Raw genomic sequence first — 17,510 nt, forward strand, 5'->3', positions numbered from 1 at the left:
CTATGAATTAAAGTTATATGCGGATTCCCTGTGAAGGTTGCTGTCAAGTCCTCCAACCTCTTCACTCTCTTCCACTCTTATACCGTTCATGGCTTTATCCAATACTTTAGCCAATACGTAACTTATTACAAATGAATATATTATTGTTGCAATTACACTTATTATCTGAATTCCAACCTGGCCAGGATTGCCATAGAATAATCCGGCAACTCCTCCGATTGATGGAACCGCAAATATACCAGTTGCTATTGCTCCCCATACTCCTGACATTCCATGGATACCCCATACATCCAAGGCATCGTCGTATCCAAGTTTTGGTTTTAGGTAATTGATTGCAAAGTATGAAATGATTGGAGCGACTGCACCTATTATAATTGCACCAGGAACATCTACAAACCCTGCTGCAGGAGTGATTCCAACCAAACCTGCAACTGCACCGGAAATTGCACCAAGCACTGTTGGTTTTCCAACCATGAATGTATCTATTATTGTCCATACAATCAATCCGACTGCTGCAGCAACATTTGACACGATAATTGCATTTGCCGCAAGTCCATCAGCAGCCAAACCAGATCCTCCATTGAATCCCATCCATCCAAACCAAAGGAGCGCAGCCCCAAGAACTGCATAACCTAGGTTGTGAGGAATCAGTGAGGTATCTTTCCTTTTTCCCAAGACCAATGCAACCGCCAGAGCAGATATACCTGAATTGATGTGAACTACTGCACCTCCCGCAAAGTCAAGTGCACCCATCTGCATCAGCCATCCTCCTCCCCATACCCAGTGGGCGATAGGGACATATACGAGGCATGCCCATAATGGAACGAATATTACCCAAGCTCTTGTTCTCATCCTTCCAACTAATGCACCAGACATGATCGCACAGGTCAGACCTGCAAACGCACACTGGAACATTACAAACAATAAAGTTGGAATTGTACCGTTCAAATCATCCAGTCCAATTCCTTGAAGGAAGAAATTGGTTGGGGAACCTATCAATCCATTGATATCTGTTCCGAATGCAAACTGATAACCGAATATTACCCAAATTACACTGATTATTGAAAATGCAATGAAAGTTAGAAATATTGTATTTAATAAGTTTTTACGTTTTGATAATCCTCCATAAAAAAATGCCACCGCAGGAATACTCATTATAAGCACTAGCAATGTGCAAACAAGTACCCATGCTGTGTCACCAGCACTAAACATAACCATTTTATCTTGTCTCTTTGAATTTTTAAATTGTAATAATATCTTCCGAAGAGTCGGAAGTAATATGTCGGAAGTATACTTCCGATATATAATGATAGAACAACATCACATATAAAGTTTTTGTAAGATTGACTAAAAAAATCCAAAAATAATTTTAAAAATACTTTAAAATTCGATTTTTAAAGTAACAAATAAATAATAGCTTTTAAAAAAATAATAATAGTATAGTTTAATTTAATAAATCAAATAAAAATAAGTGGTATTATGAGAGGGGCAGTAAAAGCAAATTTAATTGTATTTCTAATAGTTGCAGTCGCTGCATTTTGCATTAGCGCTGCAGTTGCTAGTTTGACAATTCATGAGGACAATGACTCATACAAATTGTTATCACTTGAAGATGATTCATTCGAACCTAATTATGTATACAAAGTCCCTACAATAACCCCTAAGAATACCACAAATACAACAAATTCAACTAACACTACAAATATAACTTATACAAACGATACAACAGATGATTGGGACAATTCGTACGACTATGATAATTGGGAAACAACATACGGTAGATATGATTATGAGGACTGATAACATGAGCGGTAAAAAAAAGTTTATCAGAGACAGTGTCTATGGAGATATTCGCCTAACTGAATTTGAAGTAAAAATAATGGACATGCCACAGTTCCAACGTTTAAGGAGAATAAAGCAATTAGGACTGATAAGCCTAATATATCCTGGAGCAACACACACCAGATTCGAACATTGTGTCGGAACAATGAATCTCGGGTCAAAACTATCCGAAGAGTTGGAATTGGGCAACGATGAGATTGAACTGATCAGGGCATCTGCACTCCTGCACGATATCGGCCATGGCCCGTTTTCCCACGTATCCGAGGGAGTCCTATCAGTACCTCATGAGGAATTAACCAAATATGTAGTGACAAAAACCTCAATGAGAGATTTGCTTGAGGAAAAATTTGACGTGAATGCAATTGTAGACATCGTGAATGGAAAAGGTCACCTGGGCCCAATTGTTTCAGGAGAGCTTGACGTTGACAGAATGGATTATCTTTTAAGAGACTCCCACAATACCGGAGTATCCTATGGAATAATCGATTATGAGAGAATCATTTCCAATTTGTCATTGCAAGACGGATTGGTATTGGACATCAAGGGTGTTCAAGCAGCCGAAGGGGCATTGGTGTCAAGATACTTCATGTACCCAAGCGTTTACCAACATCACACCACAAGAATTGTCAATACAATGTTCAGGCGTGCCCTAAAAAAAATTATTGATAATGGAACAATTAACGAGAATGACATTTACAAATACGACGATACCGACATAATTTCAATATTCCGACACTGCGACAATGAATATGCAAACGACATAATGTCCAGGCTCGACAATAGAATCGTGCCAAAAAGGGTCAAGACAATCAGGCTAGACAACTTTAAGACACCTGAAAAAATGTATAAGATCAAAGCGGATGAGCTTAGAAAAGCTGAAGAGGAAATTGCAGAAGATTACGGCCTTGACAAGGATTATGTATTCATAAATATCGCAGAATATCCTCGTTTTGATGAAATGAAAACTCAAGTTAATGTAGATGAAAAACTCTACCCATTAACAGAAATATCAAACATCATAGGAGCATTGAGTAAGGCAAGATTCAATATTCCTGACATTAGCGTTTACGTTCCTGAAGAGGAAAAATCAAAATTTGACAAACTTAAACTTGAAAATTACCTGGATTTACCTGAAATAGATCGGGAAAAATTCCACGGCATCCATTATGACCAAATCAAACTATTCTAGGAGAAAAATATGATAGTAGTAGCAATTACAGGTGCAAGCGGAGTGATATATGGAATAAGACTCCTTGAAGCACTGAAAGAATTAAAAATTGAAAATAGTTTAGTCATAAGCGACACCGCAAAGATTGTTATAGAATCAGAAACCGATTACAATGTTGAGGACGTGATTGAACTAGCAGACACTTACTACAATTTCAACGATTTGACAGCTTCCATAAACAGTGGATCATTTAAGGCCGAAGGATTGGTCATCGCACCATGCTCCATGAAGACATTATCCTCAATAGCCAATGGATACGGTGCAAATACAATTACCCGAGTGGCGGACGTGAGTTTAAAAGAAAGAAGACCTACCGTCATCGTTCCTCGTGAAACTCCACTCAGAAGCATTCATTTACAAAACATGCTAACATTATCACAAGAAGGGGCTATAATTTTACCTGCAATGCCCGGTTTTTATTCAACACATGACACCGTTGATGACCAAATCAATTTCATTGTGGGAAAAATCCTAGACTCATTAAATATTGAAAATAACTTATTTAAAAGGTGGGAGTAAATGTTAGAAGATAGGGATTTCATTAAATCCTGTGACGTTCCAGGACCTACTAAAGAAGCCATAAGGGCTATATTATTATACAAATCAGAAGTGACATCCGCCGACAAGGTGGTTGACTGCGGATGTGGAACTGGTGGAATAACCTGTGAGTTTTCACAGAGGGCTCATGAAGTGATTTCCATCGACACAAACCCTGAAGCAATTGAAGTGACTTCAAGAAATCTTAAGAAATTCGGACTTGGAGACAATGTCACATTAATCAACGACGATGGGGCTGAAGCTCTAAAAGATATTGACGACATTGACATTGCCATTGTAGGAGGCAGTGGCAAGCAGCTTGAAAATATCCTGGACATTGTTGATGAAAAATTAAATTCAAAAGGTAGAATCCTAATTACCGCAATATTGGTTGACACTAAGGTTGAAGCTGTCAATAAGCTTAAGGATTTAGGTTACAATCCTAAGTTGATGGAAATTAATGTTTCAAACGGCAGAATCCTTGACCGTGGAGTTTTAATGATTAGTGAAAATCCAATAGCTATTATTACCGCTAAAAAACGATGAATATATGGAGATTATAAATATGGACACACATAAAAGATGGAAAATTAAATTTTCCATATTGATGGTTATTTTAATAATTATTATTTATGGATCCAATTACCTCGTATTAGGTGATGCAGAACATATCATATCCTACATCTGGACCCACTTAGGTTTCATTCCGGTAGATATACTTGTTGTTGCATTCCTGCTTGACGAGATTATTGAAAGAAAAGAAAAAGAAGCAATGCTTGAAAAATTGGACATGCTCATGAGCACATTCTTTTCCGAAGTTGGAAACGAGTTGATTACCCAATTAAGCACAGTGAACAAATACAAAGCAAGCACTGAAAACTTGAAATCCATCAAAAATTGGGACCAAAAAGACTTTGAAAACAAGTTGGCTGAACTTAAAGGTACTTCCATTGACTTTCAGGCAGACATCACTCCTGAAGAACGTGAAGAGTTCCTAGAAAACCTAAGGACTTTCCTTGTAAGCAAAAGGGAATTCATCATCAATCTGATAAACAATCCTAACTTGCTTGAAAAAGAGGAATTCACCGGCCTAGTCAATGCAATTCTTCACCTCGATGAGGAACTAGAGCACAGGAAAGATTTGGCATTAGTCAGCGATGCTGACTTTGGCCATTTGAACGGAGATATGCAAAGAGTATACGACAAGTTGGTTCATGAATGGGTTTACTACTTGAAATATCTGCATAAGCATTACCCTTACATGATTGCATTAATCATTCGTACCAACCCGTTCGATGAGGATGCAGACGTATACGTCAAAGATTAAACTTGGAGAGATTTAATATGAGTAATGAAATTGAAAAAAGTAGTGAAAATATTAAATCTTGCATCGTTTTATGTGGAGGGCAGAGTAGGAGAATGGGTCAGGATAAAGGATCCATGATTATTCAAGACAAACCTATGATTAAACATGTCCTTTCTACATTAAATGATGAAATAAATGAGGTTGTAATCGTTTTAAATGACAAGGAAAGGATTGGCAAATATTCCCAATTCATAAATCCTAAAGATTACACATACAATCTCACATTTGTCGAGGACAAGATAAAAAATAAAGGACCATTGCCAGGAATAATGACAGGACTAGAACAGATCAACAGCAACTATGCATTGATATTACCTTGTGATAGCCCATATGTTTCTAAAAGTTATATACATGCTATTTTTAAAGAAATTGATGATGAATACCAAGCTATTGTTCCATATCATGATGATGAAAACATGCTAAAAACATCAGAGCCACTCCACTCAATCTACAATAAAAACATAATATCCACAATAGAGGATTTATTGGGAGAGGACACATTACACATCAAGGGAATGATAGAAAAAGTCAATGCAAAATTTGTTCTGATTGATAATAAAAAAATAGAAAAAAAAGAATTTAGAAATCTTAATCGTCCAACAGACATTTAAAGATGTTCTATTAACTCTTTTGTTTTTGTTACTGCCATATTGACAGCGAAAAGAATATCGTCTTTAGTCAATGGTTGTTTTCCACCTTTTTGCATGGAACAGATGTGACCGTCTTTTGTAACACCAACATTCAAACGAGCACTAGCAACTTTTTCTTCAGTTAATGATGGGTCAATAATCATCTTATCACCAATTTTAACAAAAGTACATAATGCTAACTCATTGTTAATAGGCAAATCGAAGGTTTCATCTTCACTAAGGACAACTTCTTCGTCAACGATAGTTGCAACAGGCAATTTAGTGGTTTTCAAAGCAGCCATAACAGCTAATTCACAAGCATCGAAAAGGTTTCCACAGTTGTCAATAATGTGTAAGTCAATGAACAACATCCAGACGTGTTTTCCTTCTTCAACACATAATTTGTCTAATTCCACTAATTCACTTTCACGGATACCTCTGTCAACTACACGTGCAAGTTCTATTGAATCGTCACTAGGTGGTCCTGGTTCAAAATTAGGATCAGCCATTGGTAACATTTCACAATTGGTCATTAGAACTCCTAAGTCAGGAGTGTCTGGGAATGGGCTTCCAAGTTGTGGTTTAATACCTACAATAACTTGAGTTCCACCGAGTTTAACACGAGCGGAACCTTCAGCTTTAGAAATAACATTAGTTTCAATAGAAATATCCCTATATTCGTCAAGTGCCCTGCCGTCTTCTCTTTTATCATTTTTGACAAGGTTTGTAATACTTCTTCTTGTAATTTCTGGTACTATCTCCATATTTCCACCCACTTATTCTATAGCATATTTTTTCATTAAAGCTTCTTTTTGGATTTCGTTTACTTTACGACATCCTTCCATAGCTAAGTCGATTGCTTTTGCAAATTCCTCTTCAGTCAAGTCACCGTCACTTTGTAATAATGTGATTTCACCGGTTCTTGGCATCATAGCTATTGGAACATCAGCTTGACCTTCTTTATCTTCTTTTTCAGATAAATCAAGGACGATTTCATCATAAACTTTACCTGCAGCACAACCTACTACAATATCTTTCATAGGCACTCCTGCATCCACTAATGCAACGGAAGCTGCGGTGATTCCTGCACAACGGGTTCCACCTTCCGCTTCTATTACTTCTATATAAATATCAATCATTGAACGAGGATAATTCTCTAACATTAATGCTGGCCTTAAAGCATCAGCAGTGATTTTTGAAATTTCAGAAGATCTTCTGTCAGGACCTGGTCTTTTCCTGTCATCTACTGAAAATGGAGCCATGTTGTATCTGCATCTGATAACACCAGTATTTGGCTCGAGTAATCTTCTAATATAGGATTCTCTAGGACCGTAGACAGCCACTAAAATTTTATTTCCACCAACTTCCAAGTAAGCAGAACCGTCTGCACGTTCGAGAACACCTGCTTCAATTTTAATAGGACGTAATTCATCAAATTTCCTACCATCATCTCTTATTAAATCTGACATATTTCAACCTCACACTCTTGAAATCATTTATTATTCAATATAAAAGAATTATTGGAGTTATCACTTAAAGATAATGAACCATCTTTACTTTTGTTTTTTCTTTTGAATTCTTCTATAACTTCACCAATATCTGGTTTATCTTTTTTCTCTTTTTTCTCTTGAGCTTCTCTTTCTTCTTGTTCTAATTCTTCTTTGAAGTCTTGAAGTTTAGGTTTTTCCAAAACAAATTCTTCTTCAGCTTCTTCAACTTCTTCAGGTGGTAATTCACCATCAATAGCTAAGTATAATTTGTTTTTGATTTTATTTGTTAAACCAGAAGTATGAGCTTCCTCTTCAATTAAGTGAATAACTTCACGGGTAAGTTGTTCCATGTCCTCGTCTCCTTTAACCCAGACAAGACCATTTTGACCAACAACGATTTTACAATTGGTTTTGTCCTTAATCATGTTGATCATTGAACCTTTTTTACCGATTAGTCTAGGAACTTTGGTTGGAGCAATATCTACAATGATTCCTCCTTTGAATTTACCCATTCCTCTTCCTTTTAATCCGAGTTTCGCCTTCTTGATTTCATCAACGTCGACAACTCTTAAAAATAGCACGTCCCCAACATCATACACTTTGTTGAGTTCTTTTTTCTCACGACCAAAAACTTCAAAAGCAGGTAAAATTCCAGAATAAGGTGAGTTAATGTCAACGTCCCACATGGAGAATCTGACATCGTTGATTTTACCTATTACAACATCTCCTTTTTTAGGCACATATTTACTTTTGAGAGGAATTACTCTAAGTTTTTTATTCCTTAAAGAAACACGTCCCATTAAAGAAGAGCAAACTTTACCGTTCTCTTTGAAGGTACCTCTTCCTGAATAGTATTCGTCATCAGCCAATATTTGACCTGGAATAACTAAATCTTTATTTTCCACATATATCATAATAATCCCATACGCATGAAAATTTAATTATTTAATAGTCCTAGTTTCTGCTTCTCCACCTGAAATCTCCGCCATTTTAGCAGCGAAGGAATTCTGAAGACCACCAGGCATTTCAATAATACCTATCCATGAACCATCTTGTTGCCATTCTTCATTGACTATTTCTCCAAATCCATGAATGACATTATAAGCGCTTCCTGCTGCGGAACCTGGAAGTCTTACAGCAACTTTCACTCTTTCAAACCTGATTGGAATTAAAGGTTTGATAGCTTTTAGGGCTGATTGGACTTGTTGGTCTACTGAAGTAAATGGATCGAATTTGACTTTTGCCTCATCACATGCATTTTCAATTCTTTGGGCAGGATGAGGAAGTCCATTTTGAGGATTTATTGCTTCGGTAGCAATTTTATTGATAACCAATTTTCTTTTATCCTCTTGCATTTTCCTTTTTTGGTCAGCAGTTAGTTGAACAGTTCCCTTTTCAAGTATTATTTTAGAAACTTCTATAGGATCAGTAGTTTCAAAAATTTTATTCATAGCTTCTTCAGAAGCCTTATCTCCTTTTTTGGAGTCTTTAAAAATTTCTTCAACAGCTAAAAGATCCTCGATGGCAACGTCAGGACCATCAGGATTACGAAAATCTGCTGCTAAATCAGGGTCAACCAATATCTCGAAGTGTTCACCCATATATTCGTATTTAGCAATAATAGCTTCATCAACATTTACCATCAAAACATCTCCTAACTAATTAATTAAGAATAATAATTATTCTTCATCTTCTGAATCTTCTTCAGATTCAGCTTCAGTTTCTTCAACTTCTTCTTCCTCTTCTTCTTCAACTGCAAGTACAGCATCAATGTATTCTTGTACTTTGTCTTGAGGAAGTTTTACGTATTTTTCATCTTCCATTTTAATAACTGCAATTTCAACATTGTTAGATGTGGTGTCATGGTCAGTTGCCTCATTGATAGCAGTCAATGCCAATTCAATTGCACCATCTAATGTTAAGTCATCTTCGTATTTTTCTTCGAATATTTCCATTGCAGCAGATCTTCCTGAACCGATAGCAGTTGCTTTATATTCAATTAAAGCTCCACTTGGGTCAGTCTCGAATAATTTGCATTTACCGTCATATACTCCACCAATGATTAAAGCTGAACCGAATGGTCTTACTCCACCATTTTGGGTGTATAACTGTAACATGTCACATAATTTTTTAGATAAACTATCTACACGAATTGGTTCAGAATAGGTTATCTTATTGATTTGTGCTTCAACTCTTGCTCTTTCAACTAAAGCTCTTGCATCTGCAACAAGACCTGAAGTAGCTGCACCAATATGCTCATCTATTTTGAATATTTTTTCGATAGATGATGCTTCAACTAATTTAGAAGTGGTTCTTTTATCTACAGCTAAAACAATACCTTCTGAACTTTTTACACCGATAGATGTAGTTCCTCTTTTAACAGCTTCTCTTGCATATTCTACTTGGAAAAGTCTTCCATCTGGGCTAAAGACAGTAATAGCCCTATCGTATCCAGCACTTTGTAAAGGTTGCATATTAATACCTCATATTTTTTATAAATATTAAATTTAATTCGACTACATAAAAAAATAAAACCAAATCTCCATGAAAAGGCAAATTTTTAATTTTAATTACTGCAGTGCAGAAAATTAAAATTGTTTTTTATTCTTTTTCCATAAATCCAATTGATATTTATAATAATATTTATTTATAAAGTTTTCTATTTTAAAGTTACAAAAAGTAATTAAATGTATTTTTGTGATGCTTTAATGGTACCTGACAATGCAATGGTTGACATTGCAAGACTCTTGCCATTGTGCCTTGTTGCAAGTGCTATGGATGACCTGACCTCACTTACAAAATCTCTTTGACATCTCACGATTGCCTTATAATGATAATAGTCATCACATCTATCAATCTCATAGAATTTCATGACCCACAAATTAAAATTAGATGTTTCACATTCGCCCTTGAAACGAATACAGGCGTCCCAAATAATACTTACCAATTCATCCTTGTCAATTTGGGAAGCGATTTTAATATCAACTGTTAAGTAACGGTTGTTTTTCCTAAGTGTAGGCGGCAAAACTTTAAGCTTCATCATCAACCCTCCTAACACCCTTTAAAATAAGATCTTGACGATTTTCATTAAACTTTAAAATTTCCTCAGAAGTTTTAAATGACTTATCTATCTCATCAGCGGTCAAGCCAGTCTGTGTAAAAACATTGATGAAGTCATGAACAGTCTTAATATCGAAAACGGATTCTGCCCTTGAGGATAAAATCAATGGAAAATCAAATTTTCTATACAAGAGGTATAAGTCCCTGAAATTAGAAATCACCTTTGCCCTTGGAGCCAGGTATGTCCTTAAAATATCCTTGAAGCATATCTCGATTGCGACATTATTCCTCACGGCCTCTTTTGCAAGAACATGATTCATGCCTGAATCAAACCTGTTGAGATATGGCCTTGACAGCACATCAATCTTGATGTTTTCCAAAACGGCACGATTAACCTTCAAGTCCCCGCCGACAACGCTTATGCATGAAGCCCGGGACCTGAAATTATTGGCATGTTTTCTAATTTCATTAATGTTTGTTGATTTAATTTCAAGAGTATAATCAAAATCAATGATATCATCCAAGGAATCTTTTAGATTATCCCTTAACTTTAAAGCCTCTTTAAATTCGTTTTGATTATATGAAAAATTAATATGCTCCCATCCATAATCAGAAGCCTGAATAGCTAGTTTAATATTATTTTCCAAGCTACTCCCCTTAATATTTAAATCAAAAAACATAGTAATTAATTTATAATTTATATCTTAATAATGTTATCTAAAAAAAATAAAAAAGTGATTAAAAAATCACTATTGATATCTATAGAATTCAACTTCCCAACTTACAGTTTCATAATAATCGATTGTAAATGTCTCTTCAGAACTTGAAGTGTAAGTGAATGAGTCGGATCTTGTTTCAACTGCGCTTTTAGAACCCCAGTCTACTCCGCCGGACTCTCCATTAGAGCCGCTTACGTACAAATGGTTTGTTGCATAGTTCTTAATAGGATATGCGGACAATTTCACCATGATTTTACCTTCAGGAACACTGATTGTTTTTGAACCGGATCCTGAACCGGAATAGCTTCCAATGGATTCCCAAGACTTTTTGTCCACAACCTCAGTGTTCTTCTTAGATGAGGATTCGGTTGTAGTTTTTTCAGAACTGCCTTGATCACTAGAATCATCTACTGACTGTGTCTCTTGAGAAGCAGTACTCTGTGAAGCATCATCACTTTGAACTGAACCAAAACCGTTATTCATTGCAAAAAATCCAATAGTACCTGCCAAAATAATTATTACTGCAATTAAAGCAATGATAACATATTTTGAATTGATACCTGAACCTGCAGAAGTTGATTCAGTATCCTGTACAGTTAATGAATTTCCACATTTAGTACAAAACTTTGCTTTGTCTTTATTTTCAAAACCACATTTACTACATTTCATATGAATCAATAATATTATTTTTAATGTATCTAATATAATAATTTAATGATACACATATAGATTTAAGAAGTGTTTAAAGTAATTATACGATGTTATAAAATATTTTATAGTATAAAAAATAAATAATTCATCATGGTAAAAGAAAGTGATGAGCTTTTGAAATTAACTTCATATGTTCAAATCTCAAAATACCGAGAAAAGACATTAAAATCCATTGGAGACGAAGTTAAAATACCAACTAACATCGCAAAAGACAGTGGGATTAGGACCAATCACATTTCAAAAGTTCTAAGCGAATTAAAAAGCAAAGAAATAGTTGAATGCATTAATGAAGAAGCTCGTAAAGGAAGATTATACAGATTGACTGATACTGGTAAAGATGTATTAGAAACTATTAAAGCAAAAGAAGAAAAAGAATAATTAACCTAATTCTATACCTTCTTTAATACTTTCTAACTCTTCTATAGCTTCTCTATTACTTGAAACTTCTTTTAGAACATCATATAACATATTTATTATCAAACTATTTTTCAAAGAAATTGAATAGCAGTTATCGGTTTCCAATAAAATTGATTGATTTGTGGGAGGGGCCATGTCCTTTCTGTATTGCAATTTGATTTCATTTCTTAATCTGTCATCAATGTACTTTTCCAAATAAACAATGATTTCATTTGCAAAGGAATTTCCCAATTTTATTAGTGTGTCAAGGGTCTTTTCGTCAAAACCTGAATTTTCAACCAAACTGTTAAAAGATCCATAATTCTGATAGCCAAAAGGTATGAATCGTCCCTCTACAGTATGGGCGCAGTATTCAGCCATGATTTCAAATTCCATAATCTTCAGGAAATACCAAACGAAACTTTGAATGGTTGATGATGGCCTTACCTTGAAAATGCTGCATAATAATGTTTCAATAATGTTAAATAAAAAGTAATGAGCCAATTCATGAATTATAGTTGAAATTTGAACTGAATCCTCTAACCTGTCATCATAAAAAATGCAGTTTCCTAAAAAGATAAATCCTCTTTCATATCCTCTGGATTTAGGTTTGCATTCAGTGAAAACGCTTGCAAGATTCATAACTTTATCTTTAGTTGACTTTCCCCAAACATCAACATAATCCGCCTTAATGAAAATATCAGACAGCAGGTTGTCATATTCTTCATCGCTGATTTCAGCATTCGCCAACAAGTTTTGATTATACTCATCAAACAATATGTCAAAATCATCAATATGAATTGGATTAAGCTGGTTTTTGCACTTAATGCAATGAGTTGCTAAATCATCATTGCGTTCACCGCAAACAGGACAAATATGTTCCGGGAGCAGTTTATTGCCGCAATGAGTGCAATAATTATTTTCATTGAAATTGAGTGTTCCGCAAATATCACAAACTATCAACCTGACACCTACCTAAGCATGCTTTTAAGACTTTTTACTGTTGAATTAATCGAATTTTTACGTGAAATTCTCCTTTTAATGTTTTTACCGCAGTTCGGACAATATTCATTATCCCAATCAAGAATTTCACCACAACTGCAAACAATCCGGGTTTTAATACTGCGATTAGGATTTAAAGGCCTATCGCAATGCTCACAAAATCTAAAATGAGAAGGATTGCTATGGCCACAGATACAGACAATCTTCTTATCTTCCTTTTTTAGGTTAACACCACAATTTATACAAAAATCAGAGGTAACATCATTTAGAGCTGAACAAGTGCAAAGTATCTTAATATCATCCAAAGCACCGTAATTCCTCAAGGGCAATCCGCAATTACGGCAAAATTGTGAGAATTTCTCATTTTCATCACCACAAAAACAGAATATAGAATCCCTAAATTCCAGATTAAAATTACTGTAATTATCATTGGAGTTAATTGAATCTTCCTTCAATTGCTTTCCACACATTTCACAATAGACATTCTCTTTTGAATTAATGGCCCCGCATTCACACAAAATGGTATCCATTGAAAACTTGGGTTTGGAATTTCTCTTCAATAATTTAGATAGTTTGCTTTCAGACCGTTTTGCCCCACACATATCACAGAAATCATTATCAATGTCATTTAAATAGCCACAGGAGCAAATTTCATATTTGAAGTTATTTTTGGTGTTGATATATGGTGAAAAGTCTATTTCAAAATTGAAAAACCCGATATTGTGGATTGGAGGTGTTAAAACATTGACTTTTTCATTTGAATCAAAACCTGTTTTACACCCACATCCCTTACAATAGGGTTCGTTTGGAAGTATTCTATGTCCACAATTTTTACAGTAATTACCAGGACGCATTTTCATCATTGTTTGGATAAAGATTGAATTTCTTCCACAACCTTATATAAAACTTCTTCGCCTAATCCTTCGATGTATTTTATAGATCCGGCACATTCATGGCCTCCACCATCAATACCTGCTTGTGGAACCCTTTCAATCATTTTTGAAACTATTTCATTAACATTAAATCCATATTGTTCATTTACCGCATCAGTTGCCCTGAATACCCCAAAGTCTGGACCATGTCCTAATGTGACAATTGGTTTGTCTTCTCCCAATTCCTTAATTACATGGTCATGGACAAAACCGCATGTTTTTCCAGGTGCTGGGAATGTAAACTTATGTGCAAATTTCTCTACATCAAGTAAATTGAAGTAAATTCCATTTTCAAGCTGTGTCCTTTTGATATTAGGAAGAGCAGCCCTAAGTTGAGTGTCAATCCTCTTTTGATATTCATTATATAAAGCTTCAATCATCTTTTTGTGTTTATCAAGATTGCCAACCGCCAAAATGGTATCCATTATTCCTCTACCATTCATGAATCTTAAGAAATAAGCTTCAAAGTCAACACATTCAGCTATCTTAGCCAAATGCTCTTCAGTAAATCCTTTTTGAGCGGCTAATTTTAAGTATTGGTATACTTCACCGCTTTCCGCACGGTCACCTAATGCAGCCACAGCAGGCAAGTGTTGAACTAACCTTTTAACATCTGGATTTATGATATGTGCCACTTCTGTAGCAAGTGCTCCTGCTGTCAATTGTGAGTCTCCCCCAACAAGATACGGATTTACATGACAGTCAACGTATTCATCCACAGCCACAGTGGCTCCATAAATTTCTCCGTCACGTTCGTCTTTTGTAATCAAGTCCCCTGGAGAGTGGTGGTCGATTACAACAACCTCAATATCATAGATTTTCGCTTGCATCAATGCCACAATATCCTCTTCGGTTGAACCGTTGTCCAACAGTACTATCAGAGGTAATTTCTGACCATGCCTTTCCTGATCCTCTAAAGCAAATGACAAGTCCTTAACCACATCTTCAAGCTCATAGAATGGAGCCTTACTAGGCGATCTTTTGAAATAATAGTATTCAGCATCATTACTTGGATTTTCCTTTTGTATCAATGGGACAATAGCCTTTTCCATCGCAACTCCTGAACATATTCCATCCGCATCGTTATGATGTCTTAACAAAATTGTCCTTCCATCAAGTATTGCCCTTCTTATTCTTCTAGCTGCCTCATACATCTTAGGTTTAAGTCTGTTTAAAACATCACTTTTAACCAAGAATTCAACATCTTCCGGTTGAGCTTTCCTATTTAATGCATCATCAATTAATTTATGTAATTGTTTAGTACTTTCTTCATCAAGTTTTACCATTGAAGATGACTCGATTTGAGTTTTTCCACCATGTTCATTAACTTCACCAATCACCTGAACCGCATCATCCAACTCGATTTCAGGATAAGACCTCTCTCCAGCCTTGTCAAATGCAGCAATTTCAGTAGTACCGCTTTCATCACTAATGATAAATATTGTTGGACCGGAAGTCTGCTGGATTTGCTGTACTTGCCCATCAATCCTGACGATTTTTCCTTTTTTCTCTTCAAGTTGACCGATGAGAGTTCTTGGAATGGATTTGGTCAATCTCTTAAGATTATAAGAATCAACATAAGCCGGTGCAAAATCAATCTTGCCTTCCCTTGACTTGATGGCTGTGATGAATACGACAATCTCATCACCCACATTATATTCGGAGACATCTCCTCTCATAAGTCCCCAAACGTTATTGTTCAAGGAAACGAAAGCCCCATACCTTTCAACTCTTGTGATTTTACCCTTGTATAATTTGTCCCTGTCAATATCTTTCATGTTACAAATTGAATCAAGAACGTAAACATCCCTTTTGGCATTTCTGCGAGCTTCATACTCATCATGCTTAGCCTTTTCAGCTTTTCTTTTCTCACCGCACTCATGGCAGATGTCATATTTCTCATCGAGCAGTTTTCCACAGTCTCTACAGACATTAACCTGACCTGTTCCATGACAGTAAGGACATTCCTCATAAACTTCAACCTGTCCTTTTCCGTTACAAACTTCACATGGAATGTCTTCATCTCCTCCGAGGTCAAATTTTGCTCTTGCATTATTGTTTATTCCTTTGAAATGACTTCCCACATCAAAGGCATCGTCTTCAAAACCTGTTCCGCCACATGCATCACATTCCTTATAATCCACTACAACGGAACCTATTCCCTTACATTTTGGACATTTAGTTTTCATTTAAAACCTCACGTTTAATTAAATAATTCTGAATTATTTTGAACAATCTCATTTCTTTGATTTTGATATGTCAATGATTCATAAATGTAATCATTGGCCTCAGATCCATAATTTGAACCTGTGTAATTATAATAATTCCTCAAATAATAAATTGATTCTTTCAAATCATCAACAGCTTTTAATTTCAATTCTAATTCTTTTATGGTTGTGTCAATGTAATCCTTATGAACATCATTCAAATCCTTGCTAAACTTCTCTTTAATCTCAAGTAACTTATTCAAACTACTGTTGTAATTATCTCCAGCTGAAATCGCCTTTTGACTTGATTCTTCATAATTTTTATTATTCAATAATTCAACGGATTCATTGTAATCTTTATCACCCTGAACTATACTATCACTAATTGATGGCATGGACTGGTTAATATTATCCATTGAACTATCAATAAAGACAATAGCAGTGGATATAAAAACTAAAACTACAATAAAAATTATTAATTTTATATAACTAGACACGTATTAAATTATATAAAAAGATGTTATTAAAATTTGTTATATTGAAAAATTTAAAAGATTTAAAGAAAAAAATAAGAAAGTTTAAAAAGTTAATTTTAAACTTATTCGCTGGACCAAAGTCCGTGTAAGTTACAAAATGCTAATACTTTAACATCATCAGTTGAGTTAACTGTGAAGGTTGCTTCTGCAACATCTCCAGGAGCGAAGCATTTTGCGTATTGTTCATTACCTGCTTCAACAACTAAGAATTGAATGTAGTGGTCGTCATCCATTGGGTGTGCTGCTTCACCGACTTTAACGGTTACTTTGTCACCATCGATTTCAACTACAGGTTTGTGTTTTGGAGATTTTTCTCCTTCAGTTTGTACTGGTATTTTGAGCATGTGAGCGTCACATGCGTCGCCGTCATCTTCAACTAAAACTTGGATAATACTTCCACAGTCGTCACATTTTAATATTTTTGCCATATAAAACATCTCCTAAATAGATTAAAGATATTTTATTATTCAAAGTATTTATTATTATTGATTGTTTTCCTTATAGTTTTCAATGGCAGCCTGAAGACCATCTGCAGCAAGGTTTGAACAGTGCATTTTTATTGGTGGAAGACCATCCAATTCTTCCGCAACATCATTACGGGAGATTTGCAATGCTTCCTCAACGGTTTTTCCAACAGCAATTTCGGTAATCATACTGCTTGTTGCAATCGCTGCACCGCAACCGAATGTCTGGAAGGAAATGTCCTGAATTACATTGTCCTCCACTTTTATGTAAATAGTCATCAAGTCTCCGCAGGTTGGGTTTCCCACGGTTCCAACTCCGTTAGCGTCTTCCATCACTCTACAGTTTCTTGGGTTTGCAAAGTGGTCCATAACTTTTTCTGAATAATCCATA

22 protein-coding genes are annotated in these 17,510 nt (G+C 35.4%); 7 read left to right on the forward strand and 15 right to left on the reverse strand.

Going from position 1 to position 17,510, the window contains the following annotated elements; all coding sequences use genetic code 11:
- Positions 1–1,218 (reverse strand): ammonium transporter, encoded by a 1,218-nt coding sequence (locus tag ILA26_RS07810; RefSeq protein WP_292896043.1) that lies wholly within the window; start codon positions 1,216–1,218, stop codon positions 1–3.
- 261 nt (positions 1,219–1,479) lie between these two features.
- On the opposite strand from ILA26_RS07810, the gene ILA26_RS07815 reads away from it, so the two are divergent.
- From ILA26_RS07815 to ILA26_RS07840, 6 genes are read left to right on the forward strand one after another with little or no spacing between them, the layout of a single operon-like run.
- Entirely contained in the window at positions 1,480–1,800 is a 321-nt protein-coding gene (locus ILA26_RS07815) for a hypothetical protein (RefSeq protein WP_292896045.1), read from the forward strand.
- Between the two features lie 4 nt (positions 1,801–1,804).
- Positions 1,805–3,031, forward strand: coding sequence for an HD domain-containing protein (locus ILA26_RS07820; protein WP_292896047.1), 1,227 nt, complete (start codon positions 1,805–1,807; stop codon positions 3,029–3,031).
- Positions 3,032–3,040: 9 nt separating this feature from the next.
- Positions 3,041–3,589, forward strand: coding sequence for a UbiX family flavin prenyltransferase (locus ILA26_RS07825; RefSeq protein WP_292896049.1), 549 nt, complete (start codon positions 3,041–3,043; stop codon positions 3,587–3,589).
- Positions 3,590–4,153, forward strand: coding sequence for a precorrin-6Y C5,15-methyltransferase (decarboxylating) subunit CbiT (gene cbiT, locus ILA26_RS07830; RefSeq protein ID WP_292896051.1), 564 nt, complete (start codon positions 3,590–3,592; stop codon positions 4,151–4,153).
- A gap of 19 nt (positions 4,154–4,172) precedes the next feature.
- Positions 4,173–4,934, forward strand: a complete 762-nt coding sequence (locus tag ILA26_RS07835) for a hypothetical protein (protein WP_292896053.1) — start codon at positions 4,173–4,175, stop codon at positions 4,932–4,934.
- A 17-nt stretch (positions 4,935–4,951) separates the two neighbouring features.
- Positions 4,952–5,584 (forward strand): molybdenum cofactor guanylyltransferase, encoded by a 633-nt coding sequence (locus ILA26_RS07840; RefSeq protein ID WP_292896055.1) that lies wholly within the window; start codon positions 4,952–4,954, stop codon positions 5,582–5,584.
- Here ILA26_RS07840 and rrp42 read toward each other — a convergent pair.
- From rrp42 to ILA26_RS07880, 8 genes are all read right to left on the reverse strand, one after another.
- A complete protein-coding gene (gene rrp42 / locus ILA26_RS07845) occupies positions 5,581–6,366 on the reverse strand; it encodes an exosome complex protein Rrp42 (protein ID WP_292896057.1) in 786 nt (261 codons plus the stop codon). The genes ILA26_RS07840 and rrp42 overlap by 4 nt on opposite strands.
- A gap of 12 nt (positions 6,367–6,378) precedes the next feature.
- Positions 6,379–7,071, reverse strand: a complete 693-nt coding sequence (gene rrp41 / locus ILA26_RS07850; RefSeq protein ID WP_292896059.1) for an exosome complex exonuclease Rrp41 — start codon at positions 7,069–7,071, stop codon at positions 6,379–6,381.
- 23 nt (positions 7,072–7,094) lie between these two features.
- The gene (rrp4, locus tag ILA26_RS07855) at positions 7,095–8,006 is read right to left on the reverse strand and encodes an exosome complex RNA-binding protein Rrp4 (protein WP_292896061.1); all 912 of its coding nucleotides are present in this window, start codon (positions 8,004–8,006) and stop codon (positions 7,095–7,097) included.
- Between the two features lie 27 nt (positions 8,007–8,033).
- A complete protein-coding gene (locus tag ILA26_RS07860) occupies positions 8,034–8,735 on the reverse strand; it encodes a ribosome assembly factor SBDS (protein ID WP_292896063.1) in 702 nt (233 codons plus the stop codon).
- 36 nt (positions 8,736–8,771) lie between these two features.
- Complete coding sequence (gene psmA / locus ILA26_RS07865) at positions 8,772–9,566, reverse strand: archaeal proteasome endopeptidase complex subunit alpha (RefSeq protein ID WP_292896065.1); 795 nt, start codon at positions 9,564–9,566, stop codon at positions 8,772–8,774.
- 209 nt (positions 9,567–9,775) lie between these two features.
- Positions 9,776–10,132 carry an Rpp14/Pop5 family protein gene (locus ILA26_RS07870; RefSeq protein WP_292896067.1) on the reverse strand — a complete coding sequence of 119 codons (357 nt, stop codon included), beginning with the start codon at positions 10,130–10,132 and terminating at the stop codon, positions 9,776–9,778.
- A complete protein-coding gene (gene rnp3, locus ILA26_RS07875; protein ID WP_292896069.1) occupies positions 10,122–10,832 on the reverse strand; it encodes a ribonuclease P protein component 3 in 711 nt (236 codons plus the stop codon). The genes ILA26_RS07870 and rnp3 overlap by 11 nt, the downstream gene beginning before the upstream one ends.
- A gap of 69 nt (positions 10,833–10,901) precedes the next feature.
- Positions 10,902–11,540 (reverse strand): zinc ribbon domain-containing protein, encoded by a 639-nt coding sequence (locus tag ILA26_RS07880; RefSeq protein ID WP_292896071.1) that lies wholly within the window; start codon positions 11,538–11,540, stop codon positions 10,902–10,904.
- A 132-nt stretch (positions 11,541–11,672) separates the two neighbouring features.
- Here ILA26_RS07880 and ILA26_RS07885 point away from each other — a divergent pair, with 132 nt between their 5' ends.
- Positions 11,673–11,960 (forward strand): winged helix-turn-helix domain-containing protein, encoded by a 288-nt coding sequence (locus tag ILA26_RS07885; protein ID WP_292896073.1) that lies wholly within the window; start codon positions 11,673–11,675, stop codon positions 11,958–11,960.
- Here ILA26_RS07885 and ILA26_RS07890 read toward each other — a convergent pair whose 3' ends face one another.
- From ILA26_RS07890 to nifU, 6 genes are all read right to left on the reverse strand, one after another.
- The gene (locus ILA26_RS07890; RefSeq protein WP_292896075.1) at positions 11,961–12,941 is read right to left on the reverse strand and encodes a zinc ribbon domain-containing protein; all 981 of its coding nucleotides are present in this window, start codon (positions 12,939–12,941) and stop codon (positions 11,961–11,963) included.
- 8 nt (positions 12,942–12,949) lie between these two features.
- A complete protein-coding gene (locus ILA26_RS07895; RefSeq protein WP_292896077.1) occupies positions 12,950–13,843 on the reverse strand; it encodes a zinc ribbon domain-containing protein in 894 nt (297 codons plus the stop codon).
- Positions 13,840–16,101 carry a DHH family phosphoesterase gene (locus ILA26_RS07900; RefSeq protein WP_292896079.1) on the reverse strand — a complete coding sequence of 754 codons (2,262 nt, stop codon included), beginning with the start codon at positions 16,099–16,101 and terminating at the stop codon, positions 13,840–13,842. The genes ILA26_RS07895 and ILA26_RS07900 overlap by 4 nt, the downstream gene beginning before the upstream one ends.
- A gap of 14 nt (positions 16,102–16,115) precedes the next feature.
- The gene (locus ILA26_RS07905; RefSeq protein ID WP_292896081.1) at positions 16,116–16,514 is read right to left on the reverse strand and encodes a hypothetical protein; all 399 of its coding nucleotides are present in this window, start codon (positions 16,512–16,514) and stop codon (positions 16,116–16,118) included.
- A gap of 203 nt (positions 16,515–16,717) precedes the next feature.
- Positions 16,718–17,083: a desulfoferrodoxin family protein gene (locus ILA26_RS07910; RefSeq protein WP_292896083.1), complete on the reverse strand. Its 366-nt coding sequence runs from the start codon at positions 17,081–17,083 to the stop codon at positions 16,718–16,720.
- A 54-nt stretch (positions 17,084–17,137) separates the two neighbouring features.
- The gene (gene nifU, locus ILA26_RS07915; protein WP_292896085.1) at positions 17,138–17,509 is read right to left on the reverse strand and encodes a Fe-S cluster assembly scaffold protein NifU; all 372 of its coding nucleotides are present in this window, start codon (positions 17,507–17,509) and stop codon (positions 17,138–17,140) included.
- Between the last annotated feature and the right edge of the window lies 1 nt (position 17,510).

It is taken from the genome of Methanobrevibacter sp., assembly GCF_017940815.1.
Classification (GTDB): Archaea; Methanobacteriota; Methanobacteria; order Methanobacteriales; family Methanobacteriaceae; genus Methanocatella.

Excerpts from the sequence above, each read along its gene's own strand:
- ILA26_RS07810 (WP_292896043.1), bottom strand. The coding sequence starts at position 1,218 with ATGGTTATGTTTAGTGCTGGTGACACAGCATGGGTACTTGTTTGCACA.
- ILA26_RS07815 (WP_292896045.1), top strand. The coding sequence starts at position 1,480 with ATGAGAGGGGCAGTAAAAGCAAATTTAATTGTATTTCTAATAGTTGCA.
- ILA26_RS07820 (WP_292896047.1), top strand. The coding sequence starts at position 1,805 with ATGAGCGGTAAAAAAAAGTTTATCAGAGACAGTGTCTATGGAGATATT.
- ILA26_RS07825 (WP_292896049.1), top strand. The coding sequence starts at position 3,041 with ATGATAGTAGTAGCAATTACAGGTGCAAGCGGAGTGATATATGGAATA.
- cbiT (WP_292896051.1), top strand. The coding sequence starts at position 3,590 with ATGTTAGAAGATAGGGATTTCATTAAATCCTGTGACGTTCCAGGACCT.
- ILA26_RS07835 (WP_292896053.1), top strand. The coding sequence starts at position 4,173 with ATGGACACACATAAAAGATGGAAAATTAAATTTTCCATATTGATGGTT.
- ILA26_RS07840 (WP_292896055.1), top strand. The coding sequence starts at position 4,952 with ATGAGTAATGAAATTGAAAAAAGTAGTGAAAATATTAAATCTTGCATC.
- rrp42 (WP_292896057.1), bottom strand. The coding sequence starts at position 6,366 with ATGGAGATAGTACCAGAAATTACAAGAAGAAGTATTACAAACCTTGTC.
- rrp41 (WP_292896059.1), bottom strand. The coding sequence starts at position 7,071 with ATGTCAGATTTAATAAGAGATGATGGTAGGAAATTTGATGAATTACGT.
- rrp4 (WP_292896061.1), bottom strand. The coding sequence starts at position 8,006 with ATGATATATGTGGAAAATAAAGATTTAGTTATTCCAGGTCAAATATTG.
- ILA26_RS07860 (WP_292896063.1), bottom strand. The coding sequence starts at position 8,735 with ATGGTAAATGTTGATGAAGCTATTATTGCTAAATACGAATATATGGGT.
- psmA (WP_292896065.1), bottom strand. The coding sequence starts at position 9,566 with ATGCAACCTTTACAAAGTGCTGGATACGATAGGGCTATTACTGTCTTT.
- ILA26_RS07870 (WP_292896067.1), bottom strand. The coding sequence starts at position 10,132 with ATGAAGCTTAAAGTTTTGCCGCCTACACTTAGGAAAAACAACCGTTAC.
- rnp3 (WP_292896069.1), bottom strand. The coding sequence starts at position 10,832 with ATGTTTTTTGATTTAAATATTAAGGGGAGTAGCTTGGAAAATAATATT.
- ILA26_RS07880 (WP_292896071.1), bottom strand. The coding sequence starts at position 11,540 with ATGAAATGTAGTAAATGTGGTTTTGAAAATAAAGACAAAGCAAAGTTT.
- ILA26_RS07885 (WP_292896073.1), top strand. The coding sequence starts at position 11,673 with ATGGTAAAAGAAAGTGATGAGCTTTTGAAATTAACTTCATATGTTCAA.
- ILA26_RS07895 (WP_292896077.1), bottom strand. The coding sequence starts at position 13,843 with ATGATGAAAATGCGTCCTGGTAATTACTGTAAAAATTGTGGACATAGA.
- ILA26_RS07900 (WP_292896079.1), bottom strand. The coding sequence starts at position 16,101 with ATGAAAACTAAATGTCCAAAATGTAAGGGAATAGGTTCCGTTGTAGTG.
- ILA26_RS07905 (WP_292896081.1), bottom strand. The coding sequence starts at position 16,514 with ATGCCATCAATTAGTGATAGTATAGTTCAGGGTGATAAAGATTACAAT.
- ILA26_RS07910 (WP_292896083.1), bottom strand. The coding sequence starts at position 17,083 with ATGGCAAAAATATTAAAATGTGACGACTGTGGAAGTATTATCCAAGTT.
- nifU (WP_292896085.1), bottom strand. The coding sequence starts at position 17,509 with ATGGATTATTCAGAAAAAGTTATGGACCACTTTGCAAACCCAAGAAAC.